Source organism: Heyndrickxia sporothermodurans (assembly GCF_003055045.1).
Classification (GTDB): Bacteria; Bacillota; Bacilli; order Bacillales; family Bacillaceae_C; genus Heyndrickxia; species Heyndrickxia sporothermodurans.
Window position 1 is genome coordinate 1 of record NZ_NAZB01000016.1, and the last position, 26,400, is coordinate 26,400.

Sequence of the window (26,400 nt, forward strand, 5' to 3'; positions counted from 1 at the left end):
TAAGATAAAGTGAGATTAAGAGAAATACTGTCCAAAATTCGGGGGTTAATCCGTATTAGACATAATTAACCCCCAACTAATCAATAAATTTTCCATTTTTAATCTTTAGATTAAGTCTACCAGTTACTTTAATGCTCTCATCAATTTCAGAGGATACTACGATTATTAATTTTGCTAATCCCTGATAACACTTTCTGCATGCGCCCGAAGGATTCGATTGATGGAGTTTTAAAAGCTTAAATATCTAAAAAAAAACAAAAACACTTGTTACCTAACAGAGATAATCAAGTGCTTTATTGTAAGCTTTTAAGCATATCGTTACAAATATTATGGTTGAACCAAAGATTCTTTATTTTCGTATATTTTCTTAAATACTCTAAATCATTAACTTAAATATACAAAATTTGATAATTAAGGATTATTCAATCCATTAATAAAATCTAATAAAACTATTGGCTATTTTATACGTATTTTCTTCTTAGATTGCGGGAAATAAAAAGAGTGGTCCCAATAAAATACACCAAGTTCCTAGTATGTTTTAACTATTAAAGGTTATTACTTTTTATTTCTTCGAACCATTCATCAGCAATATGGTCTGCTGTTTTAATATCATCATTTGTATATACTAAATCATATTTGTATTCGGCACTAAACTTTCCACTATTTACATCATAAATTAATTTCATCTCAGTAGGCATATCTCTTTTATATTCCTGGCACAATAATTTGATCTTTTGAATATCTTCACATATTATACGTAGTACCATAGACTGACGCTTTGGTGAAACATCATATCCCTCTGTTTCGTTCGTTATAGCTTCATTCAATTTATGGGGTTCTACATACATATTATTTATCAAATAAAAAAAATTAGCAGAAATAATTCCTTCTTCACTTGAACCATAAACATATACTTTATCAGCTTTGTTCTCAACGTACTCCAAACATATAGAAATCATATCTGATTGTAATTCACTAAATCTATCTTCAAATTCTTTCATAATACACACACTCCTTAAGCTAATTTTCAATAATTTTAAAACCAGACTTACCATCAATGGTATAATTAACAATAAATGTTTTTGGACGTACATCTATTTCTTTATATAATATTTCTACATCGACCGTAACCTTTTTAGGAGGTTTGTCATTCAACGCTGCAGCCCATTCGTCTTCTATCTTCTTATACTGTTTCAAATTAACATCAGATAATTGCGAAACCAAATTATCAATTTTAGGTGAGCCCCCAAATCTATCACCTGCTAGATGCCCTGCATGATCCTGTCCTTTCACTTTACCTGGTGTATTTCTGCTATGTGAAAGTCTTTTTTCTCTGTTTGTTAATTGAAGGTTATCTGTTTCAAATTTTGAAATCCTACCAGCACCATCAGTTTCATAAAAATAACCGTATTCGCCTGTTTGGTATCTTATATTAGGCTTTAATTTATTTTTTCTTCCATTAGTATACTGTTCTCCTTTTCCTACTAATGGTTTAATTTCACTTTCTCCAGCCAAACGATTACCCGTACCCCTACCAAGCTTAGCCGCAAAATAATTCTCAGCCGCATGCGTATTCTCCACAGGCATTCGGACACTTCCAGTATTTCCGAATCCCTCCATAGCGAGGTCCAATGGTTGTCGGGTCGAGATGATGTTTTTTCCATGTGTGACAGCTGAATCGATGAATCTTCCTACTTCTATTGTATCGTCTATTAACTTATTTTTCAGCTTATTTGGTACATCTTTTATCACGGCAGCTGCACTTTTTAAACGAGTGGTAGACGCCTTTCCGGCTGTTTCAACCAGACTTCTAACCTGGGTCACTCCATTATTGACACTGTTTTTTATTCCCGTTTTAACGGATGATATCCCTATATCTCCAAGGTGAGCAAACTTTACTGTACCGCTGAATTTTGCGACACTGCTCACTCCAGGGATAATGTCTAGCGGGCTTAATAGTCCACGGAAGACTCGTTCTCCGGTACCTAGCTCTCGACCGGATATCCAATCCTTTCCGGAAACGGCCGAGCTTAATTCGAAGGTACCGTAAGCTGCTCCTAAAGCGATACCTGCAGGCGGGCAGACTAATGATACACCGACGATGACGACGAGTGCGGCAATTTGTCCCCAGAATTCCTTGCTTTCTTGATGGTTTCGAATCGATTCATACTCGAATGCACGGGTATTTACAGCTGCCAGTTGATACTCTTTTTGCGAAAAATCCTGATCCGGATTCAGCTCTTTCCACGCCTCGTACTCGAGCTTGATTTGTTCAGCATAAAAATTATCGCCATTAAATAGATCATCGATACTTACTTCTGTCTTTGGAACTTCTAAAGTATTCTGCTGGCCATATCCCGCGTAAACTACCTTCACTTCTGTTGCACCAACCCGGTTCTTCGTCGTATAATTTGAGATTGATAAATCCCTCATCGATTCGACAAATGCATCGATATCTTCATAGAATGGTTGATCAATCGTACGGTCAACGATATCCCCGACTTTTCCAGTAAAGCGATGAAGCACTTCAAAGTCTTCGTATAATTGTTGAAATTTATCCTTTTGACTTGTGTGATGAAAGGAAATGACCCCATCGCTGTCAAGGCTGGCAATATCTGATTCGGCATCTTCTAGATTTTCTGTGATAGCTTTAAGATCATCAATCATCCCTTTACCCCAGCGTCTTAATCCAATTAAGTCTCCAATTCCTTCTTTCATCTTTTCCCAATCTGATGGGATATATTTTACATCCACGGAACCCCCCCTGTCGTATTAAACTAGATTTCTAAAATCGGCCAATTATTACCTTCTAAAATTTTACAATATAAAAAGTGACGATAAAATAGGGAAAAAGGAGGGTAGGTATTTGGGATTAGAAAAATGCACGTGCCATGCTTTTAATTGCATTTCTGTTGAACAAGCTTTATTTCTTGTTGCTCAGACTGAGGGGCGTAACATTAAATATTCAATAAAATTTTGTGGATAGTTCCACGTTCCTCTCTCGCATTTTTGATCAATTTGAAGGAAAAGTTCAAACTAAGGAAGAAGCGAAACATGCACTGGAACTAGGTGTACACAAAGTAGTTATAAGGACAGCTATTTCAAGGCCAGAGGTGATTACTCGGTGGTTTGTTGAGGTGATTAAAACCAGGATGTTTTCACCAATTCCCCAAGAGGAAACTAAAAAACGCCCAACACATTCCTCTAACAGAGATAGTTGAAAAAAAGGAAAATAAAACTGTATGAAGGGTGGGCTTATTTTCGTTCTGAGATTGGGGGTCGTACGAGAGCGGTATTCAAATCTATTAGTTATTATAGTCGGGGTCGTATTCACCAAAAAATATTTTAAGTGCAAATCCGCTTAATGCTGAATAGCAAGCTCTTATTCTAACGGAGTGGTGCTTTTCATGAATTGAGTACACAATAATTACATTCCTAATAATCGTCCAATAGTAACCATTGTATTTAAAATTTGGATAGTCAATCATTTCTGCATGATTATGTGGATTTGAACCAAGCATTGTATTAGAAGTTAAATAAATCTGGTCGTGGTCAATATTATATAATTTTAATAACACCCTAAGAGGCAGTTTGTGTCCAGCGAACTTCATATTTATGTTCACTCATTTTATTACCTCATTCTTGTAGCGCTTATAATCTTCATAATTTAAAATGTCATCTTCTTCAGAATCTAATTCAGATTGCTCTAGTTGGTCTAGTATTTCTCCACTTTCTACTATTGCTTTAGCTATTTGCTTTTTTTGTTTTTTTGTAAGTCCGTCAATGTTCACTTCTTGATCAGATTCCAATAATGATATTTTATATTCCTCACCATCAATTAAAACAGTAAAAGTTGATTGATCTTGTTTGTTGGCCTTATAAACTTTTCCATTAGGGCTTTCTAATATTATCTCCATAATAATACCTCCTTTCCACCATTATATATTAACGGAATTTAAAAATGAAAAAGAAGAAGTAATTTCTTACCTACAAAAATGATTACCCATCCAATACCGTTTACGGCCGCATATCTAGTGGTGGGGGGACGAAAGCCCCCCTAATATAAAAACAATCTTACTCTTCCTCAAAAAGCGCAGCTCCATTTGTCGAAATCACATTTTTATACCAATAAAAGCTATCCTTTTTCATACGATTAGACGTACCATTCCCTTCATTGTCACGGTCGACATAGATAAAACCGTAGCGTTTTCTCATTTCACCTGAACCAGCGCTGACAATATCAATTGGCCCCCAATACGCATAACCTAGAACCTCGCAACCATCAGTAATAGCCTCTTGAAGCTCAATTAGATGTTTTTTTACATAGTCTATACGATACTGGTCATGGATTTTTCCGTCTGGAGAAATTTCATCCACATCACCAAAACCATTTTCCACAATGAACAATGGCTTTTGATAACGATCATATAGTTCATTACACACATATCGTAATCCTTTTGCGTCAATTGCCCAGCCATAACTTGACTTTTCTAAGTACGGATTATCGATCCCTCGGGCACCACCAGTTGTTGCATACACCGGCATCCCTGCTTTGTAAGTTGTACTTAAATAATAGCTAAATGCGAGGAATGCACAGGTATGCTCACGAATTAAGTCTAGCTCCCCTGAACGAATGTCCAGTGTAATATTTGCCTCCTCAAAAATACGTTTACTAAACGCTGGATATTCCCCTCGCAGCATCACATCTGAAAAGAACAAGGATTTTCGACGGAACTCGTACGCCTCAAACACATCATCCGGATGACATGTATTCGGATAAAACGCACTTAATGATAGCATACAGCCCACTTGATTTTCCGGCATAATTTCCTTCCCTAATCGTACCGCATGGGCATTTGCCACGAATAAATTATGACTTGCTTGATACACTCGCTGTAGCTTATCTGGACCCTCTTCAATTCTTGCAGCTCCAGTTGCAAATGGGATTTTATGCATATTGTTGATTTCATTAAACGTCATCCAGTACTTAACTTTATCCTTGTAACGCGTAAAAATAACCTCACAAAATCTTGAGAAAAATTCAATTAGCTTTTCATTTTCCCAGCCACCATACTCTGTTGCAAGATGTAATGGCGTTTCATAATGGGAAATCGTTACCATCGGTTTAATATTATTCTTCAATAACTCATCAAACAGATTATCGTAGAACTGTAGGCCCTCCTCATTTGGTTCAAGCTCATCACCTTTTGGGAAAATACGTGACCACGCAATTGATGTGCGGAAAAGCGAGAAGCCCATTTCTGCAAACATCTCCACGTCCTCTTTATAGCGATGATAAAAATCGATCGCATCATGGCTTGGATAAAATAAATTCGGGTCGATTTCCTTGTCAGCTACCCCAGAAATAATCCCCCCACGACATACATCGGCAATTGAAGGGCCCTTCCCTCCTACATTCCATGCACCTTCCGCTTGGTTAGCAGCAATAGCACCGCCCCATAAAAAATCTTTCGGAAATTGTTTTGTACTCATTTTTCATACCCTCATTTCATTTTTGCTTTTATTTAACGACCGTTATAATAGGCTCGCCTTTAACTACATCGTCTATTTTTGTTGGAATAACATCTAAAAATTCAGCTGTATTCGTTACAATCACCGGCGTTGTGACATCATAGTTCTTTGCCTTAATCGCTTCAATCTCAAATTCCGCAAGTAAATCGCCTGCTTTGACCTGCATGCCTTTTGTCACATGGGAAATGAAATGTTCACCATTTAATTTCACGGTATCCACACCAATATGGATTAATAATTCAATCCCATTTTCGGTCGAAATCCCATAAGCATGCTTCGTATCCATTACCATGACGACCTTCCCGTCAACTGGCGCAAATAACCTCCCTTCACTCGGAACAATCGCTACACCTTTTCCCATCGCTAGTGAAGCAAAAACAGGATCCTTCATTTCCGCTAACGGAAGCATTTCACCATTTAACGGACTAGCAATGGAAGTTTTCCCTGGTAAAACTGGTTCTAGTTCTTGCACTACGGGCTTCGCCTGTGTTTGTTCTTCCTCATCCCCTAGGTCTTTAAAACCAATGATATATGTTAAAATAGCCGCTAAGATGAACGCAACGAAGAATCCAATCACATACCCTTTAAATCCAGGTCCAAAGAACGCTGGAAACGTTAAAATACTTTTTGAAACAAGTGCAACTGCTGTTGCATTGTAAGCACCGGCTATTGCACCACCGACACCCCCGCTAATACAAGCAATAATAAATGGCCTTTTCAGCTTTAACGTAACACCATAAATTGCAGGCTCTGTTACACCAAAAATCCCTGTAATAAATGCTGAGAATGATAAAGTTTTCATCTTTTTATTTTTCGTTTTTAAGAAAACACCAAGCGCCGCTCCGGCTTGTGCACTGACGGCAGGTCCGTATAATGGACTGATAGTATCCCTGCCGTATTTCGAAATATTATTTAGCATAACGGGTACTAAGCCCCAGTATACGCCGAAGATAACAAGAACCTGGAATAATGCACCGACTACAAATCCTGCTACAATTGGACTTAAGTTGTACACCCAGGAAATTGCAGTCGCTAGCCCTGTCCCAATATACGTCCCGGCAGGTCCAATAAGTAAGTATGTTAAAGGAACCATAATCAAGATACATAGAATATTTGTTAATAAGCTACGAACACTTTCATGAATGCGCGCACGTAAAAAACGTTCCAAATACGATAAACAGAATACCGATAAAATAATCGGAATAACAGAAGAAGAATATTGCATTAAGATCACAGGAATGCCAAAGAAATGAATCGATGTTCCCGCTGACTTTAAGCCGACAATATCCGGATACACTAACGCACCAGCAATCGCCATCGCTATCATCACGTTTGTTTTAAATTTCTTCGCTGACGTATACGCTAGGAAGAAGGGTAGGAAGTAGAAAAAGCTATCCGCTGTTGCATATAGTAAACGATACGTCCCACCTGAAGGATTCAACCAATGAAATGTTGTTGTAATGGTTAATAGCCCTTTTAATAAACCCGCCCCTGCTAAGATGCCTAGAAGCGGGCTGAAAATACTAGAAAGAATATCAATAGCATTATTCAAAAAGCCCTTTGACTCTTCCTTATAACTTGATTCTCCAACATTTTGGAGATTTGTGAAATTCATAATCTCATTATAAATATCCCCCACATTGTTCCCGATAACCACCTGATGCTGGCCGCCGCTTTGAACAACAGTTAACACACCCGCTAATTTTTCAATGTCTGCTTTCTTAAATTTCTCTGGGTTTTTTAATGTAAATCTTAATCTTGTTGCGCAATGAATCAAGTTTACAACGTTTGATTCACCGCCTACATAATGAATAATCTGCTTCGCTAGTTGTTCATTATTCATGACTCTCTCTCCAATCTACAAAATTGTCTTTACTCAATAAAAAAAGACCTGAATCCAACCTAACTATAAATAGACAGATTCCTAGCTAGGGTGGATTCAGGTCAAGCCTTCGAAACAAGTAACTTTCCTGATATTACATATTCAGTTTTCTTCACGTTGAATAATTCGATTAATATGAAGCATTAGGTACAACTTTTCATCCACGGAAATCGTATGGCTATAATTTGTCTGAATTAATGTGTTAATTTTTTCCACACACACATATGAATCCGGGTAATTACTTTTAACAATATCATACAAATTTCGGTCTTTATCACTCATTACTGTATGATTAAACACTCGCTGCGCAAAAAATCTTAAATGAGTCACAAACCTGAAATAGTTTAAGGAGTTTTCATATAGAGAAATTTTAAAATGATATTCAATAATACGCAGAACTTCCTTTAAAAACTTTGTCATATCGAAGACCTGATTCATGCCCTCATTTAATTGAGCATTCACAAAATGAATCGCAATAAAACCAGCCTCATCCTCCGGTAGCTCCAAATCATACTGCTTCCTTATTAGCTCTAACCCATAAAGACCAATCTCAAATTCTCTTGGGTACATCCGTTTAATCTCCCAAAGTAGCATATTACTCACGTTCTGCCCCTTAGAAAATCTATAGATCGCCATATTAATGTGATCAGGTAAAGATAAATATATATTTTCACTTAACGCCTTTTTTAGTTCGCGTCTTGCCTTACTAATCAAGTCATCCGATATACGAATGGTTTCAACAGGAATCTCCTTCACAAGCTTTTTGAACTTATCATAAAGCCCTTTATCTTCTAACAAAAATCGCTTTTCAATGTTCTTTGCCTCAACGATATCACCTGCTTTTTTCTGAAAACCAATACCTTTACCGGCCAAAATCATCTCGTTTTTGTCTGCATCTTCAACTATAACAATATTATTATTAATCACTTTTTTATTTTCATTTCAACCACCTCCACGGGTAACATAACAAAAAAAGACCTAACCAAGGTAATTAAATTTGCTTGAAAAATAATTACTTTGCTTAGGTCTTGCCTGCTTACCAGTAACAATCCTAATATAGATATTCAGTTGAAAATAAGAAATGTATCAATAACTATGTTTCAATAATATCAGAAAATAACAGCGTTTTCAAGACCTTAGTTTTTTTCCTACTGCTAGGAAAAAGATTCACTTAAACGTTTTTTCTATACCGGCAAATTTTACTTTCATGATAGTAGATTTTAAGATTATAAATTTTATATGGAAAATCATTAGATCATAGATATACTAGTTTTGCATTGTGGATCATTTATCTATGTTATACTTATCCTTTTATTTACTTTTTTGCAACTCAGAATCATTTATATTATACACGCTCTCGATTTATTTTCTGCCCCATAGCAAAAATAAAAGGCTAATTAGTGAATTCCACCTAATTAGCCTTTATTAAAGAAATCTTTATAAACTATTAATCTACGACGCTCGTTCTTCCGCTACTGCTCGTTCATTTTCCAGTTTCCTAAGCGCCTCTTCTCTTGATACTTTATTCCTCGGTGTAACCAAACTTACTACGACTCCGAAGATAAGGGCACCTAACAGGGATGGTAGAATAGGATTTCCCCAAAAACCTTGTAGATTCTTATTGAATAGTATGATAAATGATACGATAGATCCTCCGACAATGCTTCCAATTCCTCCTTGCCATGTTGCCCTCGGCCAATATTTTCCTAGAATTGAAGCGATAAATAGCCCAGACATCACTGTCGATACAAAATTTGAGATGTAACTAATAATGTTATTTGTCCCCAATGTGAAGACAAATGCAATGATTAATGTAATAACGAGAGCAATTCTTGAGTATCGTACCATATGCTCTTTTTTTGGATTTTTCCCCGTAAACACTTGATAGACATCACTGAGAAGGATGGCTACCGCAGCTATAAAGTCCGAGCTTCCAGATGACATCGTAGCACTAAGCCCTGCTGTTAAAATGATGGCCCCAATCCAAAGCGGAAATACTTCAGTTGCTAAGTATGGAAATGCATATCCTGATTCAATATTAGGATTCATAATATGCGCGGCCATTCCAATAATGGATGGAAACAGAGAGAATATGACAAATAAAATTCCAGATATGAAAAATCCCTTTTTTACGGTTGATGTATTCTTACTTGAATAAATACGGTGACGATACGAAGGTGTCGCAAGTACTCCTACGGCAATAACAACCGCTAATGAAATAGCTGGGATAATTCCAAGCTTTCCTATTCCTAAGAAGGTGACCATTTCATGCGGTAATTGATTACTTAAGTGCCCATAGCCCCCAATTTTTACAACTGATAAAACCGTTAGCAAAATAAAACCTAAGAACAAAATAACACCTTGAATCGTATCGGTATAAACAACCGCTAAATAACCGCCGATAAATGTATAAATCGCGAATCCGCACGCAGTTATGATTTTTGCTACGAATGGATCTAAGCCAGTAATCCAAGAAAGGTATAAAGCACCTCCCATAATATGAGCTCCTAACCAGCCAATTGAAGCAACATATAACAATATTGAGGCTAAGCCTTTGACAATCTTGTTCGCCCCGTAGTAAAAGCTTAATTCTTCTGAGTATGTAACAAAATTATATTTTCTTACATCAGCAAATAAATAGATTAACAAAAACATTCCGACGGATCCGCCGATTCCGTATAAAGCCCCGGCCCAACCGTTTGTATAGGCAAATCCAACTGCACCCATACTCGAACCTGTTCCAACCAGTGTTGCAATTGTAGTACCAATGAGTAAAGGTAAGGATAACCCTCTTCCACCCATTAGAAAATCTTCGCCTGTTTTTACTTTTCTAGATGCCCAAAGACCTACATAAATCATCAAAATCGTAAATACAATAAATACTCCCAAATAAACTCCTTGGTTCTGTGCCACGACAAACCACCCCTTAAACATTAAGTTATTTGACTGCAAAAAATTATCGTATGATTTCCTTGATGTCTTTCATCTCATTTAGTGAAGGAAGTATTTCCCAATCACCTTTTCCTTGAATAACAATCGATCCCATTTTATTTCCCCATTCAAGTGCCTTTTTCAAGGAAAATTGTTGAACATCTTCTGCTACAATAGCTAGAAATCCTGAGGCAAAAGCATCGCCCGCCCCAACAGTATCAACGACTTTATTAACCTTCAAACCTGGTACTATTACACCCGTACCATTTTTCCCTATCCCAAAAACTCCATCTTCCCCAAGCTTGATAGCAACTGTGTGCGGCCCTAACTGCACGATTTCTTTTCCTAATTCCTCAGGAGTTTTATGTCCAAAAAGAAATTGTGCTTCCTCTAATCCTGGCAAAAAGATATCACATAAAGGGATTAATTCTAAGAGGGACTTTCTAGCTTCATCCCTGTCCCATAACTTAAACCGAATGTTTGGATCAAATGATATTGTAAGACCTAAGTGTCGAGCACGTTTCATACATTCCTTCGTAAATGCAAATGTCTTCTCCCCTAAAGCTGGTGTGATCCCTGTCATGTGTAATATTCGTGCTCCTGTGAACCAATCATCCTGGATATGTTCAGGTCCCCACACACTGGTAGCAGATCCTTTTCTATAATAATAAACACTGGGATCACCTAACCTATAAACATCCTTGAAATAAACGGAAGTGTGATGTGTCTTATCGCGAATTACCCTCGATATATCAATGTTTTCGCCCGCCAAAGTACCTAAAATGACATCTCCGAATGGATCATTCCCTAAACGGCCAATCCAACGTGTATTCTTTCCAAGTCGAGATAATCCGATGGCAACATTTGATTCAGCTCCACCAATTGTTTTTGAAAATAAAGAGGTGTATTTCAAAGGCTTTTCCTCTACTGGTTGAAATAAGATCATCGTTTCCCCTATTGTGACAACATCCATCATGGCATACCACTTTCTTTAGGGATTGCTTTCACAAATTGCACCGCTAATTCCTGCAACTCACCAAAGCAATTATTAGCAATTAGCTCCTTCTGGATGAGCTGTCCGCCTATACCAATCGCCATTGCCCCCGCATCAAAAAATTGGTGTAAATTCTCTAAGGAGATACCCCCCGTTGCAATTATCGGAATATGGCTAAGTGGAGCTTTTATGTCTTTTATATAGGCTGGTCCGAGAAACCCTGCTGGAAATAATTTAATCGCCCTAGCCCCCGCATTCCAGGCTTTGACCATCTCCGTTGGAGTCATCACACCTGGCCAAACATCAATGCCTTGTTCAACCGAATAACCAATAACTGCTTCATCCAAATTTGGTGAAATCAAAAACTCTGCTCCTGCTGCAACCGCCTCTTTTGCCATTTGTATATCAAGAACGGTTCCAGCCCCAACCACAATTTGGTCATTACTATACTTGTTTCTCAGCTGATCGATCGATTGTAATGCCCCTTCACTGTTCAACGTCACTTCGAGGATTTTCACACCTCCAAGTTCCAATGCTTCTACAGTATGATTGACTTTTTCAACCGGTATATGCCGCAAAATTGCGACTATTTTTTCATCATTTAATCGTTTTAGCAAAGACAAACCACCACTCCCTTTTTCCTTAAACTGTATATCTATAAGGAAAAGCGCAGGCGCTAAGCCAGCGCCTTCATACATTTTCTATAATTCTATTTCTACAATCATTTCGATTTCTACAGGTGTATTAAATGGAAGTTCATTCGAAGAAATTGCCGACCTCGCATGCTTTCCTTTTTCTCCGAAAACTTGTACTAACAATTCTGAAGCCCCATTAATGACATAGGGCTGCTCAACAAACCCATCTGCTGAATTCACAAATCCTAATAATTTCACTACCTGCTTCACTCGGTCAAGGTCCCCGATATGTTCTTTTAAGACACTTAATAGATTAATCATTACTTGACGCGCTGCTTCATAGCCTTGTTCTACTGTTAAATCACTTCCTACTTTCCCTTCATATAAAAGCTTTCCTTTAATACGGCAATCAGCTCCCGAAGTATAAACGAGATTATTTACTGTTTTTGCTGGGACATACTCTGCAGCAGGTGCAGGTGCCTTATCCAGAACAATCTCTAACTCTTTTAATCTTTTTTCTACTTGACTCATTTTACATTCCTCCAATATTTTTAATTAAATATGCATATGCTGACAGCTGCACAGTTGAGTCGCAGCCTTTATCATTTCACCATTCGATGTACGAAGATTTCGCTTGTGGTCAATCGTTTTATTTCCATTTACAAAGACATACGAAATCCCATCTGGGTGTTGCACTGGCTTTTGATAGGTTGCCGTATCGTTTATCGTATGATAGTCAAAAACAGTAATATCTGCTTGATACCCAGGTACAAGTAAACCACGTTTGCCTAGTTTAAACCTCTGTACCGGAAAAGAAGTTACCTTTCGAACCGCCTGTTCAAGAGAAAGGACTCGATTTTCCCGTACATACTTGGCAAACAAACGAGGGAAAGTTCCAAATGTACGTGGATGGGGCTTACCAGTTTGACAGCCAAGACTGTCCGAAATCACAAGGGATTTATCCCACTTAATGACCTGTTCGACATCTACGCTAGACATATGATAGTAAACGATCGCGATGTTCCCCTCTTCTTCAAGAAGGAGATCCAAAGCCGTATCAATGGGATCTTTTCCAATAAACTGACTAATCTCTAGAATACTCATTCCTTCAAATTGAGTGTTTTTCGTGATGGAGGAAATGACGACATTATCCCATCCAGTTGAAACAACAAGGTTATCCCAATCATCCTGTTCCACACTTACCTCCTCCTTAATTTTACTTCGTAAAGAGGTATCACGAATACGTTCCAAACATGCCGGTATCCCACCCTTCAATGACCATGGCGGTAAAAGGGTCGTTAACGATGTGGAGCCTGCATCGTATGGATACACATCGCATGTAATATCCATTCCCCGTGCTCTTGCGTCTTCAATAAGATTAAGTGCTTCAGAAACACTGCCCCAATTACGTTTTCCAACAGCCTTTAAGTGACTAACATGCAATGAAATTCCACTTTTTTCAGCAATCCAAATAACTTCTTTAATAGAAGGAATAAGATTATTTCCTTCACCCCGGATATGGGTAGAGAGAATTCCATTATATTTTGGTAACACACTACATAATTCTGCAAGCTCTTCTTTCGTCGAATATCTTCCGGGAGAGTAGAGCAATCCAATCGATAAACCAATTGCACCCGCTTTCATTCCATCCTCAAGGATCCCTTTCATCTCGTCCATTTCTTGTTTTGTTGGTGGACGATTATCAAAGCCCATCACTGCGATACGAACGGCTCCGTGTGCAACATAAGTAGAAACATTTTCAGAAATCTTTGCCTTCGTTAACTCCTTCATATACTCTTCAACTGTTTCCCATGGCCATTCCCAAGGTGTATCCCCAATAATCGGTTCAACGTATTCCTTTAATAAAGTTCCATGCTTAGTTACAAATGGAGCAGGTGCCAAACCACAGTTTCCAACCACCTCGGTCGTAACTCCTTGCTGCAATTTAATATCGATATGAGGATCATTCAGCACTAATAAATCCGAATGTGAATGACCATCGATAAAGCCCGGAGAAACAATTTGACCTTTTGCATCAATCACTTCTTTACTGTCCACATCGACAGAACCAACATGTGTAATGATTCCATCCTTCATTCCTATACTTCCGTAGAACCACGGATTCCCAGCTCCATCAATAATTCGTCCATTTTTGATCACCGTATCAAGCATTTTTTCTCCCCCTTTACTGTAATTTTCCCCTTGCTAAAACAGTGAACTGATTATATTGATCTTGTTCATCTTTTATATACACATCGTTATGAAGGTTAATGGTAGAGCAAATATAGTTAGGAATAATATCGAGAGTATCTCCAACGTTAATATTCGAATCACCATCAATATGTAGCATTCCATGTTCTTCTGTTACTCTTTCTAAAGTAATATTCGGATGATCAACTACCCTTCCGAATCCTTGTAAAAAAATGGGCGGTTGATTAGGTTGGACATCAGTAGCGAATGTTTTACTTCCCCCATCCACAATAGCCAATTCTTTCGCAGGTCGACTGATAACGGTTACACGAACCGCTGCAGCGCATTCCTCTTCCGAACAACAACCATATTTTTCTTGCATCGCGTCATAAAAAACATAGGTACCAGGTCTAATTTCCGTTACACCTGGAACAGTTGCTGCAGAAGCGGAAGTTGACGTTGAACCTACACTGACATCACGAATCGCAATTCCTTCATCTTTTAATTGTGATGCTAGCTTCACCATCATTTGACCTTCCTCCACACCTGCTTCATCAAAATTAAGCGTTGGCTGACCATTTATAATAGGACCTCTAAATGTATATATTCCGGTGATTAAAAGATTCGGGAGTTCATTGATTTTCTTCGCGGTATGTAACACATCTGAATACGGGATCCCCGTTCTTTTTAAACCTGAGTCTACTTCGAGTCTTACTTCTAATGTTGTATCATTTTGTTTAGCCATCTTGGAAAGAATATTTGCACCTTTTAAACTGTCTACACCTAAAATAAGTCGTACACGTTTACTTAATTCAATGGCCCTTTGAATTTTTTGACTAGCTACAAGTGGATAAGCAATGAATATATCATTTATGCCATGATCCGCCATTACTTCCGCTTCAGATACCTTTGCCGCAGTTATGCCAATTGCTCCAGCTTGTAGCTGTTCTTTTGCAATGTAGGGAAGTTTATGTGTTTTAATATGAGGTCGGAGATTTATTTTATTCTGTTTCGCCACCTTGCTCATCTTTTCAATATTCCTTTTCAGTTTTCTCCCATCGATGATCACCACTGGTGTATCCATATACATCGCCTCTTCCTAAATTTTATAACTGATGCTAATTGTTCACATATACGAACAACGTTCACAAATATTAGTTAAAAAAATCACCCTCTATTAGTGAATAAAGAGTTGATCTTTTTTATAACCGAGTCTTTTTGATAGACTCATAGCTGCCTCAGTCAAGTAAACGGCATATTCTTGTGCCTTTTCTTCTGACATTCTTGTCACCAAACCAGCAATACTCATTGCTGCGATAGGCTGGTTGGAAAAATCCCATATTGGGGCTGCAATACAAAATACATCTTCCTCATTTTCTCGATTATCGATCGAATATCCCCTTTGACGAATTTGCCTTAAGTTCTTCATTAAACTAGGAAAATCAGTAATACTGTTAGATGTCACTTGTATAAATTCACGATTCGCCATCAGCTCGCTTACTTTTTCATCAGAATAAGCTGCCAATAGTGCCTTACCTAGTCCAGTTACATACATAGGATTTCGTGTTCCCAATGTCGCTGTTGTTCGGATTGATGAAGGCGCTTCCACCTTATCCAAATAAACTATATCCCCATTTGATTCAGTTGCCAAGAACGCAGTCTCCCCAGTTTTCTTTACTAAGCTTTCCAAAAACGGACGTGCCTCTTTCGTTAAATCCGTATTGTTTAAATAGGAAGCCCCCACTTCAAAAAGCTTTATCCCCGGTTTATACGTCTTTACATTTTCGTCAAACTCTAAAAATCCTCTATCCACCATCGTACTCAAAATTTCAAATGTACTACTTTTCGGTGCATTTAACTCCCGACTCAATTGAGAAACTGATAACGGCTCGTTTTGTTTAGATAAGATCATTAAAAAGCATTGTCGTTTTTGTGGTATCGACAATCTCTAAAAGTAAGGCAAGAAAACGTTCATTAGGCCGATAATAATCTATTTCCTGTTCATCACTAATTTTCGAAAGAAGCTTTTCACAGTCCACCTCAGATAGTTCTAACCTTAACCCTTTTCCTCTTGTCGTCGTAATGGTCGGAAAATTATTTTCAGCCAAATATTTATTAATCAGAGCTAATTCGTTACGCAAAGTACGTTCACTAATAGAAAATTCTTTACTTAAATCCTCAAAAGTCAAAAAGGTATTTACTGTCATAAATCTCGTGAGTACTCGTTGAGTCCGTTCTTTCATGAATAGTAACCCCTTTCATAATTCGATTATAAAACTTAATATTCAAATAGTTTAGTATATCTTTTTGCAACTTCAATCCGCAAAAATGTAAGCGTTTAACTGTAATAGGCCGGGCATCTGTGACTAAGCATTATTGCGGAATGTGACAAAGATCTGTAGATGATTTTTATAAGAGGTAGATATTAAGGAGGAACGGGAATTGATATTGCGTGGTTATAAAGCCAAAATGAAAGTGTGATAAAAAAAATACAACAATTAAATCAATTTATAGATGAAAAACAAACCTTTTCCCGAACTGAGATTAAACGTCAAATAGGCCACACCAGTTTTTTCAGGGTGGCCTATTTGACGTGTACGAAGCAGGAAAATATATCCCTACCTTCTATTTGTCATTTATGAAAATTACATCTAAAGAAACCATTGTAAAAAAACCTAACCACTTTCGTTGAACTTTTTCACTTGGAGTCTCTAGAACAATTTATGGGTTATTGGAATTACAAAATAACTATTAAAAGATAAGTTTTGCGGATGACCGAAATAGAAAATAGCGGTATTAAAAACAGTAGCCATCTTACTCTTTGGTCGGAGGCTGGGTGGTTACTTTTTTTCTTTTTATGACAATTGTTAAGATTACTGTAATAAATCCAATTAAAAGCATATTAGATTGGAGTGCTACAGATATTGCTTCATAAATTGTTATTTTTCCAGATCCGGAAACTTTTTGAATATTTAAGATTGTTGTTAATCGAAGTACAAAAGACTATATTAACTCTTTTAATAATTTCTCAGCTTTGTGTAATTCTTCTAAAAATGGATTTTGATAGTCATTATAACTATCCATATAGGCTCTTACACCACCAATTATATTTATTCCATTGATATCTTTATTGTTTTCCAAAATTTCCAACGCATCCTTATATCTTCTATATATTAATTGAAATATATCTTTTTTTATATCGTTACAATAATCCCTTTCTAGTATATTTATTACCTTTTTAATTTGTATAGTTAACTGCTCTTTCCTATCCATAATATCCTCCTATCTACTCGGAACTTTTCTTATCTCTTTTATCCATTCTGATGGCCATCCTTGTGGTAGAAGTACTTGGTCACCGTCACCTACTAGCAATGCACCTGTTTTTGTGTATTGCTTTTCAACTCTACCTATATTTAAGATTTGTCCCTTCGGAACTTCAATTACAGCTTCATATTCCCTAGTATTTTTCCAATCTGGAACTAAAGCGGTATTTATTTTCGCGTTTATTCTATTACCAGCAGGACTAGTAGTTACAAATGAACCATTTGCTTTTGCTCCACCACCAAAAGTTCTATAAAAAGTTATATTTTCTTCGTTAATCACGGTTCTATAGTTACAATCAGTAAATGACTCACTTATCCAACCAGGTAAGTTTTCTTTTTCAATTACTTTTACTTTATCATCTATACATGTTGAATACTTACCAAAATTCACACCATTATCTATACCCTTACCACCAACCGCATTCCCCCTACCAAGCTTAGCCGCAAAATAATTCTCAGCCGCATGCGTATTCTCCACAGGCTTTCCGACATTTCCAATATTTCCGAATCCCTCCATGGCGAGGTCCAATGGTTGTCGGGTCGAGGTGATGTTTTTTCCATGTGTGATGGCTAAATCGATGGATCTTTCTACTTCTATTATTTCTCTATTAGCTTATTTGGGACATCCTTTGTCATTATGGACGCACTTTATAAGCAGCGGTGATCGGCTTTTCGGCTGTTTCGACAATATTTTTAAGATGCAGTACTCCCTGTTTTTATATCATTTTTAACGGTGAATTTCCCGTACCCCGAAAAGTGATCAAGCTTTATTGTACCACCACAAATTTTATAATACTGCTTACTCCATTTTTTATCGCCACGAGCTTTGTCATTGTCTTTAGTTTGTGGTTTTGCAGCATCGTAAGTCCTCTTGACATGTAAAATATCATCTAGGCTATTTATCTTATTTTCACAAAAAAAGTACTAAAACAGAATGTCTTGAAAGTACTACCTTCAAGAACTATGAATTTCATACAATCTTTTTTAATTGTCCGTTGCACAAATTTCTCATAAAAAAACAAAAAGCACTTGTTGCCTATAGTAGACAATCAAGTGCTTTAAATTCTATTGCACTCCTTTTATAAAGTTCATAATATCATCTTTTTTTAGCGAAGTATTACTATCCTTTAAATAATTAATGAACTCCTTAACCACTACCTTATTTATTTGTTTTATCTCATAAAAACCATCTAGAAACTGCTGTAATATACTTTCGTCTACATTTTCTATTGGTGCAGGTAAATATTCCTCCTTATCAAACTGATAAGCTCTCCAATTAGTAAAAGATATTGCATCTACAATGCAACCCCAAACTAATTCTTTTAATGGTTCTTTCTCATCTTGCATTTGCATAAATAGCCCCGTATATTCTGTTCCATCATCTAATAGGTAATAGATTCCATCTCCAGAATATCCTCTATTTTCCAACCATTCCCAACAAACTTTCATAGCACTCTTTATATCTTTATATGCTGAAGAAGAAATCAACAAATCAACAATTGTTTCACTTAGCCCTAACAAAAATGCAACTTGTCTATCTGATTCTAATTTCTCAATTGTATCTAACATAATATCCCTCATTTACTCAACTAATCTTCCATTTCTTAAAATAAAACTTTCCTTTCCAGAAACCCTTATACCTTCTTTGACTTCAGTTGTAACTTTAATTGTCAAATTAGGATATTTTTTAGTTAACTGCATGAATATCCCCGCTTCTTTATTCGGATTTGTCATACCTTGCGTACATATTGAGCATACACCTCTTGGGTTTGACTGATGTATTACAAGAGTTCCTTCCACCTCATTTGGATTAACCCCTAATTTTTTGATTGCCATATCAAATTCATTAATAACTCCTTCTTCAGCGTGCTTTATAAATTGTATATGTCGTGGATTAGTTCCATCATATGGGGCTCTTATTTCTCTATTAGGCATTATATCATCTAAATCATGCAATCCAGCCTCTCTACGAACTTTTATTGAACTCCCTTCAAAAATTTCCCCTTCTAGTCCTGGTATGTCCGTTTTTCCAACAGCTATAGTATGAGTCTCAGGTACACTTAGTTTTTGACGTAAAACATCTAATTCTGCTTTTCCACTCCTAATCAATATATACACCATTTTTTACTCTAAAATTTAATCTTCCGTTGGCTTTAGCACCTTCTACCACCTGTGAGGTAACCTCGATAATCCACTATTGATCGAAAAGAGCTGTATAATCTCATTAATTTTTTTGCTTGGCCATGTCCATAATCACCTCTTCTATGAATAGGTCATTTCACCCCCTATCCTGTTCTTTTTTATTTCTCTCAAGAATTAATATGAAACCCTATAAAGGTAGAACCTTCATGAGATATGAATTTCACCTAAGTATCTTTCATCCCGACCAAAGCATAAATTTTTCATAAAATATAAAAAGCACTTGTTGCCTTTTATAGACAATCAAATGCTTTAAGTTCAACTGATTTTAGTAGCATTGAATAGTAAATCTTTGTTGCTTAAAATAACAAACTTTCCATTGTAAGATTATTATTGATTTTATTCTATATAATCTTATTCACTAAAACTACCAAGCTCTTCTTCCCAAAAACTCCCTTCAGTTAATGAGACAGCGTCGATTTCTTGAAGTTTACCAGAAATCCAGTCTAACAAATCTTTAGTTGCATTTTTTTCGAGATAAGCTCTTCTTCCATTAACTGCCTTTACTTTCTTTATAAATTCTACGTAGACAAGTAAAGTTTCAGCAAACTTTGCTATCGTAGTATTTATTAAAACAACCTTATTATCATTATCATAATCTATATATACGAGCTCTGAGTTAGATTCATCAATACATATTGGATATCCACTACCAGTAAATCCAAAATATAAAAACTTATGATACATCTTTTCTAACTTTTTGTTTCTTTCAATTAATCTTTCCCCACCACCGCTAACTGCAGATTCAAATGTTAGAAATGGAGGAGCAGACTCAGGAAAACCTGCTTCAATTAAAAATTCTTTAGTTTCTTGAGATAAGGAAAGTGAGTTAATTATTTTTTCATCATAGTTAACCAAACCATATATGTCTTTATTCCAATTGTCTAAAAACTCTTGTGGTGAAATCATTTTTATACCTCCACTAAATATTTAATTTTCGCTTTATGCGTTATCTTAATGTTTACGATATGTCCTCGATACTTACCTCTGTTTTTGGAACTTCAAAAGTCTGTTGCTGTCCGTATCCAGCATAAGCTACCTTCACTTCTGTCGCACCAATTCGATTTTTCGTCGTGTAATTGGAGGGCGTTAAATCTCCCATCGCCTCGACAAATGCATCGAAATCTTCATAGAATGGTTGATCAATTGTCCGATCGACACGATATTTCCGACTTCTCTTGGGACAGCAAAGGGACGGTTCTCTTGCTTCAAGAAAGCAAAAGAACCGTCCCCATCTATCCAAAAAGTACCCTATAGGACTTTTTTTTAGCGTCTACTCTATAGGTTACTTTTTATAGTAATCAAGTGCTTTAATTATTTATTTATTTTTAAGCATAACTGCTTTAGAACACAAATTTATGCAAAATAAACAATTATTTCACCGTTGTCTGGATAATCACCATTCCAGCCACAAGGAAAACCACCGGCTTTGTATATATTGAAAATTTGTTCGTAAAAATTTTGAACTTGGCCATTTATTGCGCGATTTATCGCACAATTTCTTAAATCTACCACAACATTCTCAAAAAAATCACTATACGAATCCGGGAGATGATTTCTAAGCCCATTAGCAATCTCTTCTGATATTTCTTCCAAACCATTAGGTTTTTGACTAGGATCTAGTTTATATAATTTACCCTTAACTTTTCCCATTTCAATTTGCCTTATATCTGACCAAGTATATTCATCCTCACCAAAAACCTCATAAAAAGCGAGTTTTTTCGCCTCAATAATATCATTAATAGTAGAAACATCTTGAGGGACAACTGTTTTTTGAATTTCTTGCATAGAATTTGCAAATTGAATAACTTCTTCAACTAATTTAGTATGAGTTCCATACTTCATAATTTATTAAACCACCTTTCCCATAAGTCTATTGTTGCTCCTCCACCTCTACCCCAAACAGGTCTAATTCTATTCTTATTGTTGGCTCTGTCAAGCAAATAATCATCTAAGCCCTTTTGTTTTAAAATATTCAATTCTTTCTGTAAATAATCATTCGTCATATATAGTGGCAATCCCTTTTCTTGAAGCTTCCTTAGCTTTTGTTGTAACTCAAAAACTTGTTTTTCAATAATACTAATATCTTGATTTATATCTATTTCATCTAACTTCCGTTCAACAAAATCACTATAAACTGAGTGATAACCTTGGTGCCGGGAAGTTGAGCTTACGTACTCATCAGGAACACGAAGGAAAAATCCATTAGAAGCATGATCCATGTCCATTCCTATTTTTTGAAGTATTGGATGTTCGTTAAATTCAGCAGGAATAATATGTTGCGCTTGATAAGGAGAACGTTTAGTTGTTCGGGGGAGCCCCATTTCCTCTTACCAAGTTTTGAAGAACTTCCACCTGTTACCTTTCCAGGGGTACCTGGAATAAGTCTAGTAGATTCACTAGAACTCTTACCAAGCTTAGCCGCAAAATAATTCTCAGCCGCATGCGTATTCTCCACAGGCATTCGAACACTTCCAGTATTTCCAAATACCTCCATTGCGAGGTCTAATGGTTTTCGGGTCGAGAAGATATTTTTTGTAAATGTGGTGGCTGAATCTATGAATCTCCCTACTTCTATTGTATCGTCTATTAACTTATTTTTCAGCTTATTTGATACATCTTTTATCGCTGAAGTGGCTCTTTTTAAGCGAGGGGTAGACATCTTTTCAGCAGTTTCAACCAAACTTCTAACCTTAGTTACTCCATTATTGACACTGCTTTTAATTCCCGTTTTAATGGACGATATCCCCATATCTCCAAGGTGAGCAAGCTTCACTGTTCCGCTGAATTTTGTAATACTGTTCACCCCAGGAATAATATCCAGCGGGCTTAATACTCCTCGGAAGACTCGTTCTCCAGTGCCTAGCTCTCGACCTGATATCCAATCCTTTCCGGAAACGGCCGAGCTTAATTCGAATGTTCCATAAGCGGCTCCTAAGGCGATACCTGCAGGCGGGCAGACTAATGAAACACCGACGATGACGACGAGTGCGGCAATTTGTCCCCAAAATTCCTTGCTTTCTTGATGGTTTCGAATCGATTCGTACTCGAAGGCACGGGTATTTACAGCTGCGAGTTGATACTCTTTTTGCGAAAAATCCTGATCGGGATTTAGCTCTTTCCAGGCATCGTATTCGAGCTTGATTTGTTCAGCATAAAAATTATCGCCATTAAATAGATCATCGATACTTACTTCTGTCTTTGGAACTTCTAAAGTATTCTGCTGGCCATATCCCCCGTAGACAACCTTCACTTCTGTTGCACCAACCCGGTTCTTCGTCGTATAATTTGAAATTGATAAATCTCTCATCGCTTCGACAAATGCATCGATATCTTCATAGAATGGTTGATCAATCGTACGGTCAACGATATCCCCAACTTTTCCAGTAAAACGATGAAGCACTTCAAAGTCTTCGTATAATTGTTGAAATTTATCCTTTTGACTTGTGTGGTGAAAGGAAATGACTCCATCGCTGTCAAGGCTTGCAATATCTGATTCTGCATCTTCTAGATTTTCTGTGATAGCTTTAAGGTCATCAATCATCCCTTTACCCCAGCGCCTTAATCCAATTAAGTCTCCAATTCCTTCTTTCATCTTTTCCCAATCTGATGGGATATATTTTACGTCCATAAAAAAACCCCTGTCGTTTTAAACTAGATTTCTAGAATGAACCAAATAAGGAAATTTCACACTTTCCTGGATTTCCATATCCTACATATTATTACTTTCTAAAATTTTACAATATAAAAAGTGACGATAAAATAGGGAAAAAGGAGGGTAGGTATTTGGGATTAGAAAAATGCACATGCCATGCTTTTAATTGCATTTCTTGTTGAACAAGCTTTATTTCTTGTTGCTCAAGACCGAGGGCGTAACATCTGAAAGAAGTTTCCCTCCTTTGACTTCACAAAAAAAGAGGACATTGTCAAATTTTTAGACAAGTCCCCTTGTATCTATTGCTTTACTTTTATAGATCGATATTTACTTTTATTTCCTTCCTTATCCTTGGTAGATCCTTTTTTCTGTTTACGTATTTTAATACCCGATGTTGAATAAACAAAGGGAGTTAATTAATGAGCAACTTAAAGATTTGAGTTAAGTAAGAGATTAGTGCCCCTTAATCCTATTTAAGTAAAACCAGTCTTCTCTTTAGGAATAATTTTATGTATAATGGATATATAATAAAAAAAGAGAAGTGCTAGTAACACTTCTCTCTTGCAACTTCTGCCGTCAGGGTGGTAGTTGTCAAAAGAAAATTATTTTCTTCGAAAGCCACCCTTATGCTTCCTACGGCGCAGGGCGGTTTTCTTGTTTTCTAGAACTTTTTTCCGAAAGAAATATGCACCCAACTCACGCATAAATCCTTTCAGAATTTCACGAAGAAATTCAAGAATTGTTTCCATGATCATCACCTCCTTTCCTTAAACGGAAAGAAGTGCGACAACCAACCACCCTCACGAATATGAAGTTACAAGTCCATTCTATCACAAAATTTCAGTATCTCAGACTATCAATTTTTGAAAATTCTATAATTGACAAACGCTACGAAACCAAAAGAGCGGTAATCTACCAAACCAAAGTATTGGACATAGTGCTTGACAACCCAATTAGATGTTATTCCAACTTTACCACTTTTCTGGTCTACAACTTGTATGTAAATCAGAATTTTCAGGTCGATATAAACGCTTTTTAACTTAAAGAGGAAGATAAAATCATCATCAGAAAGAGAAAACATCCCCGCATACTCGAACATAACATAACCAAGTAAAAAACTTTTTATTTGAAATTTGACTATTTAGGGTATACTATTTAAGTATAAACATAAAATAAACCAAGGAGCTCAGAACTCCTCGGTTTGAAAACTTGTAACTACTTTTTACAGGAAGGTATGTTCAAGTTATTTTACAATTAACGTGAAGAACCGCCCTTTCGTTTGCTCCGATGCGGGTGGTTCTTCTTTGTCGTTTTTTTACGCTTGCTTTTAACTATTCGCTGTGCAATAGCCGTAGCAAGCGCTGCAAAGAATACATTTACTGTATTCTCGATTAACGACTTGATAGAATCCATTGGTATGTCACCTCCTTACCATTAAGGAAGGGGAACATACCACCCGCATCAAAGTAGTTACAAAAATAGTATAGCATAGTTTATATCGATCAAATATATTAAATATTCAATAAAAGTCCCACTATTCCTCGCCTGCCCCTTTTAAGTCTTTTCTGTATAAATATTTTGTCCATTAAGGTCCTTTCCGTGACTCCCCCTTTCACCTACGCAATTTCAACACTTCCTCCCTCGCGTTTTGATATTTATCAATCACCTTTGTACCAACGATATGGAAGGTTTTTAAGTAGAGTGTATCGATGATATTTAATTGGGCTATTCGTGAGGCGATACTGCCGACCCGATGGTCTTTTTCGAAATTTGGAAAACACAATTTTACATCTGCTTCATTGTATAGAGGGGATTTCTCCAAGGACGTTATCGCTATTATTTGGGCATCGAATTTTTTTGCAAAACGGACAACCTCTAACACATCCTTAGTCTTTCCAGAGGTTGATAGTGCAATAAGTATATCCCCTTTTTCTAGATTGGCAATTAAAGAGAGCATCGCATGAAAATCTAGAGAATTTAATGTACTGAAACCAAGCTTTACAAATTTATAGTTGGCATCTAGTGCCGTCGGTCCGGAACCCCCTACACCGAAAAAAGCTATTCTCTTTGCATTTGATATAAGCCCGATTGCTTTTTCCAGTTCCTTCTTATCTAAAGACGTTTTTGTCATTTCTAATGTGTACTTATTGATATAGGTAACCTTATTAAAAATTTCATAGGCGGAATCTTTCGCCTGTAATAATGAAAAATCATTTATATTTAAAGTATTTTCATCTAGTTCACGTACAAGTGCTAACTTAAATGCCTTGAAACTTCCAATTCCAATGGTTTTGCAAAATCGCAAAACACTAGCCTCACTCACCTTGGCATTATTCGCAATATCGGTAATCGTAGAATTAATAATAAACTCAAAGTTATCCAAGACATACTGGGCAACTTTTCTTTCTGCTCTTGAGAATTCCTCTATTTTTTCCTGAATAGTAGACAAAATGGAAAGCATCCTGTTCTTCCTTTCAAAGGTTTATTCATTTTAACTCTACCTTAATAGCATGAAGTTTTCTAGTAATTCTGAAGGAAATTTTCAAAAATGAATGTTTTTTTCAAAAATTAATTAAAAATCATTGAATATTTTTTTCATTTTGATAATATAACAGTGTAAAGGCTTTCAAAAAAAGGGGGGATATGATGAAAAAAGCTATTATTTTAGTAAGTCATGGTAACTTAGCAGCAGAAATGAAAAGTAGCGCAGAAATGATAGTTGGTAAACAAGACAACTTATATGCTTTACCTATGAATGAAAAGGAAGATCTCGAAAGTTACACAAGGCAAATTGTTGAGTGTATAAATCATACTCTCGAAACGTATACAGAAATTATTTTTCTAGCAGATATTCTTGGTGGTACGCCTTGCAATAGCGTTACTTCACAATTAATCAAGCACCAAAATATTCATTTAATCGCTGGTTTTAATTTAAGTCTTGTAATTGAAATGTGTATGCAAAATGAAAATATTCCAGCAGTAATCAGCAATGCGCAGCAGTATATTACCTATGTAAATGATCGTATTAACATAAACTGAGACTTGTGGTAATAAGTCAA

General features: G+C 36.5%; 29 protein-coding genes and 1 pseudogene. 2 read left to right on the forward strand and 28 right to left on the reverse strand.

Going from position 1 to position 26,400, the window contains the following annotated elements; genetic code table 11:
* Positions 1-411: 411 nt before the first annotated feature.
* The 3 genes and pseudogenes from B5V89_RS20400 to B5V89_RS20405 form a co-directional block, all read right to left on the reverse strand.
* Positions 412-522, reverse strand: a pseudogene (locus B5V89_RS20400) (SMI1/KNR4 family protein); the annotation flags it as partial.
* Between the two features lie 23 nt (positions 523-545).
* Positions 546-1,001: an immunity protein YezG family protein gene (locus B5V89_RS06465; RefSeq protein WP_108071056.1), complete on the reverse strand. Its 456-nt coding sequence runs from the start codon at positions 999-1,001 to the stop codon at positions 546-548.
* Positions 1,002-1,020: 19 nt separating this feature from the next.
* The gene (locus B5V89_RS20405; protein ID WP_244913460.1) at positions 1,021-2,754 is read right to left on the reverse strand and encodes a DNA/RNA non-specific endonuclease; all 1,734 of its coding nucleotides are present in this window, start codon (positions 2,752-2,754) and stop codon (positions 1,021-1,023) included.
* A gap of 224 nt (positions 2,755-2,978) precedes the next feature.
* Between B5V89_RS20405 and B5V89_RS20710 the strand changes: the two genes are divergently transcribed.
* Complete coding sequence (locus tag B5V89_RS20710) at positions 2,979-3,221, forward strand: hypothetical protein (RefSeq protein ID WP_108071058.1); 243 nt, start codon at positions 2,979-2,981, stop codon at positions 3,219-3,221.
* Between the two features lie 84 nt (positions 3,222-3,305).
* Here the strand turns inward: B5V89_RS20710 and B5V89_RS06480 are convergent, their stop codons facing one another.
* The 25 genes from B5V89_RS06480 to B5V89_RS06585 form a co-directional block, all read right to left on the reverse strand.
* On the reverse strand, positions 3,306-3,623 hold the full coding sequence (locus B5V89_RS06480; RefSeq protein ID WP_108071060.1) for a hypothetical protein: 318 nt from the start codon (positions 3,621-3,623) through the stop codon (positions 3,306-3,308).
* A complete protein-coding gene (locus B5V89_RS06485; protein WP_108071062.1) occupies positions 3,624-3,917 on the reverse strand; it encodes a hypothetical protein in 294 nt (97 codons plus the stop codon). It lies immediately after the preceding gene.
* Positions 3,918-4,074: 157 nt separating this feature from the next.
* Entirely contained in the window at positions 4,075-5,493 is a 1,419-nt protein-coding gene (locus B5V89_RS06490) for a glycoside hydrolase family 1 protein (protein WP_108071064.1), read from the reverse strand.
* Between the two features lie 28 nt (positions 5,494-5,521).
* Positions 5,522-7,375: a beta-glucoside-specific PTS transporter subunit IIABC gene (locus B5V89_RS06495; RefSeq protein WP_108071066.1), complete on the reverse strand. Its 1,854-nt coding sequence runs from the start codon at positions 7,373-7,375 to the stop codon at positions 5,522-5,524.
* Positions 7,376-7,516: 141 nt separating this feature from the next.
* A complete protein-coding gene (gene licT, locus B5V89_RS06500; protein WP_108071068.1) occupies positions 7,517-8,341 on the reverse strand; it encodes a BglG family transcription antiterminator LicT in 825 nt (274 codons plus the stop codon).
* 525 nt (positions 8,342-8,866) lie between these two features.
* Positions 8,867-10,327: a sodium:solute symporter family protein gene (locus B5V89_RS06505; protein WP_213083801.1), complete on the reverse strand. Its 1,461-nt coding sequence runs from the start codon at positions 10,325-10,327 to the stop codon at positions 8,867-8,869.
* A 43-nt stretch (positions 10,328-10,370) separates the two neighbouring features.
* A complete protein-coding gene (locus B5V89_RS06510) occupies positions 10,371-11,321 on the reverse strand; it encodes a sugar kinase (RefSeq protein ID WP_108071072.1) in 951 nt (316 codons plus the stop codon).
* Positions 11,318-11,956, reverse strand: a complete 639-nt coding sequence (locus B5V89_RS06515) for a bifunctional 4-hydroxy-2-oxoglutarate aldolase/2-dehydro-3-deoxy-phosphogluconate aldolase (RefSeq protein ID WP_244913461.1) — start codon at positions 11,954-11,956, stop codon at positions 11,318-11,320. The genes B5V89_RS06510 and B5V89_RS06515 overlap by 4 nt, the downstream gene beginning before the upstream one ends.
* An 84-nt stretch (positions 11,957-12,040) precedes the next feature.
* Positions 12,041-12,505, reverse strand: coding sequence for a RidA family protein (locus tag B5V89_RS06520; protein ID WP_108071076.1), 465 nt, complete (start codon positions 12,503-12,505; stop codon positions 12,041-12,043).
* Positions 12,506-12,529: 24 nt separating this feature from the next.
* Positions 12,530-14,146, reverse strand: a complete 1,617-nt coding sequence (locus B5V89_RS06525; protein ID WP_108071078.1) for an N-acyl-D-amino-acid deacylase family protein — start codon at positions 14,144-14,146, stop codon at positions 12,530-12,532.
* A 13-nt stretch (positions 14,147-14,159) separates the two neighbouring features.
* Positions 14,160-15,248 carry an alanine racemase gene (locus B5V89_RS06530; protein ID WP_244913462.1) on the reverse strand — a complete coding sequence of 363 codons (1,089 nt, stop codon included), beginning with the start codon at positions 15,246-15,248 and terminating at the stop codon, positions 14,160-14,162.
* Between the two features lie 93 nt (positions 15,249-15,341).
* Positions 15,342-16,076 (reverse strand): IclR family transcriptional regulator, encoded by a 735-nt coding sequence (locus tag B5V89_RS06535; RefSeq protein WP_108071082.1) that lies wholly within the window; start codon positions 16,074-16,076, stop codon positions 15,342-15,344.
* On the reverse strand, positions 16,063-16,407 hold the full coding sequence (locus tag B5V89_RS06540; protein WP_108071084.1) for an HTH domain-containing protein: 345 nt from the start codon (positions 16,405-16,407) through the stop codon (positions 16,063-16,065). The genes B5V89_RS06535 and B5V89_RS06540 overlap by 14 nt, the downstream gene beginning before the upstream one ends.
* Positions 16,408-17,167: 760 nt before the next feature.
* Positions 17,168-17,437, reverse strand: a complete 270-nt coding sequence (locus tag B5V89_RS06545) for a hypothetical protein (RefSeq protein WP_108071086.1) — start codon at positions 17,435-17,437, stop codon at positions 17,168-17,170.
* A gap of 9 nt (positions 17,438-17,446) precedes the next feature.
* Positions 17,447-18,004: a hypothetical protein gene (locus B5V89_RS20410; protein ID WP_244913463.1), complete on the reverse strand. Its 558-nt coding sequence runs from the start codon at positions 18,002-18,004 to the stop codon at positions 17,447-17,449.
* Positions 18,005-18,552: 548 nt separating this feature from the next.
* Positions 18,553-19,056, reverse strand: a complete 504-nt coding sequence (locus B5V89_RS06555; protein WP_181294619.1) for an Imm6 family immunity protein — start codon at positions 19,054-19,056, stop codon at positions 18,553-18,555.
* 12 nt (positions 19,057-19,068) lie between these two features.
* The gene (locus tag B5V89_RS06560) at positions 19,069-19,605 is read right to left on the reverse strand and encodes a hypothetical protein (protein WP_244913464.1); all 537 of its coding nucleotides are present in this window, start codon (positions 19,603-19,605) and stop codon (positions 19,069-19,071) included.
* Positions 19,606-20,040: 435 nt separating this feature from the next.
* Positions 20,041-20,595, reverse strand: a complete 555-nt coding sequence (locus B5V89_RS06565; RefSeq protein ID WP_108071092.1) for an SUKH-4 family immunity protein — start codon at positions 20,593-20,595, stop codon at positions 20,041-20,043.
* 52 nt (positions 20,596-20,647) lie between these two features.
* The gene (locus tag B5V89_RS06570; RefSeq protein WP_108071094.1) at positions 20,648-20,929 is read right to left on the reverse strand and encodes a hypothetical protein; all 282 of its coding nucleotides are present in this window, start codon (positions 20,927-20,929) and stop codon (positions 20,648-20,650) included.
* Positions 20,930-21,042: 113 nt separating this feature from the next.
* Positions 21,043-21,531 carry a hypothetical protein gene (locus tag B5V89_RS06575; RefSeq protein ID WP_066231620.1) on the reverse strand — a complete coding sequence of 163 codons (489 nt, stop codon included), beginning with the start codon at positions 21,529-21,531 and terminating at the stop codon, positions 21,043-21,045.
* Positions 21,528-22,010 (reverse strand): AHH domain-containing protein, encoded by a 483-nt coding sequence (locus B5V89_RS06580; RefSeq protein ID WP_244913465.1) that lies wholly within the window; start codon positions 22,008-22,010, stop codon positions 21,528-21,530. Before B5V89_RS06580 ends, B5V89_RS06575 begins: the two co-directional genes overlap by 4 nt.
* On the reverse strand, positions 21,917-23,317 hold the full coding sequence (locus B5V89_RS20415; RefSeq protein ID WP_244913466.1) for a phosphoserine aminotransferase: 1,401 nt from the start codon (positions 23,315-23,317) through the stop codon (positions 21,917-21,919). Before B5V89_RS20415 ends, B5V89_RS06580 begins: the two co-directional genes overlap by 94 nt.
* A 626-nt stretch (positions 23,318-23,943) precedes the next feature.
* Positions 23,944-24,090, reverse strand: coding sequence for a hypothetical protein (locus B5V89_RS20040; RefSeq protein ID WP_181294620.1), 147 nt, complete (start codon positions 24,088-24,090; stop codon positions 23,944-23,946).
* Between the two features lie 505 nt (positions 24,091-24,595).
* A complete protein-coding gene (locus B5V89_RS20045; RefSeq protein WP_181294621.1) occupies positions 24,596-24,754 on the reverse strand; it encodes a hypothetical protein in 159 nt (52 codons plus the stop codon).
* Positions 24,755-24,953: 199 nt separating this feature from the next.
* Entirely contained in the window at positions 24,954-25,802 is an 849-nt protein-coding gene (locus B5V89_RS06585) for a MurR/RpiR family transcriptional regulator (protein ID WP_108071096.1), read from the reverse strand.
* Between the two features lie 185 nt (positions 25,803-25,987).
* On the opposite strand from B5V89_RS06585, the gene B5V89_RS06590 reads away from it, so the two are divergent.
* A complete protein-coding gene (locus B5V89_RS06590) occupies positions 25,988-26,380 on the forward strand; it encodes a PTS sugar transporter subunit IIA (protein WP_181294622.1) in 393 nt (130 codons plus the stop codon).
* Positions 26,381-26,400: the final 20 nt, after the last annotated feature.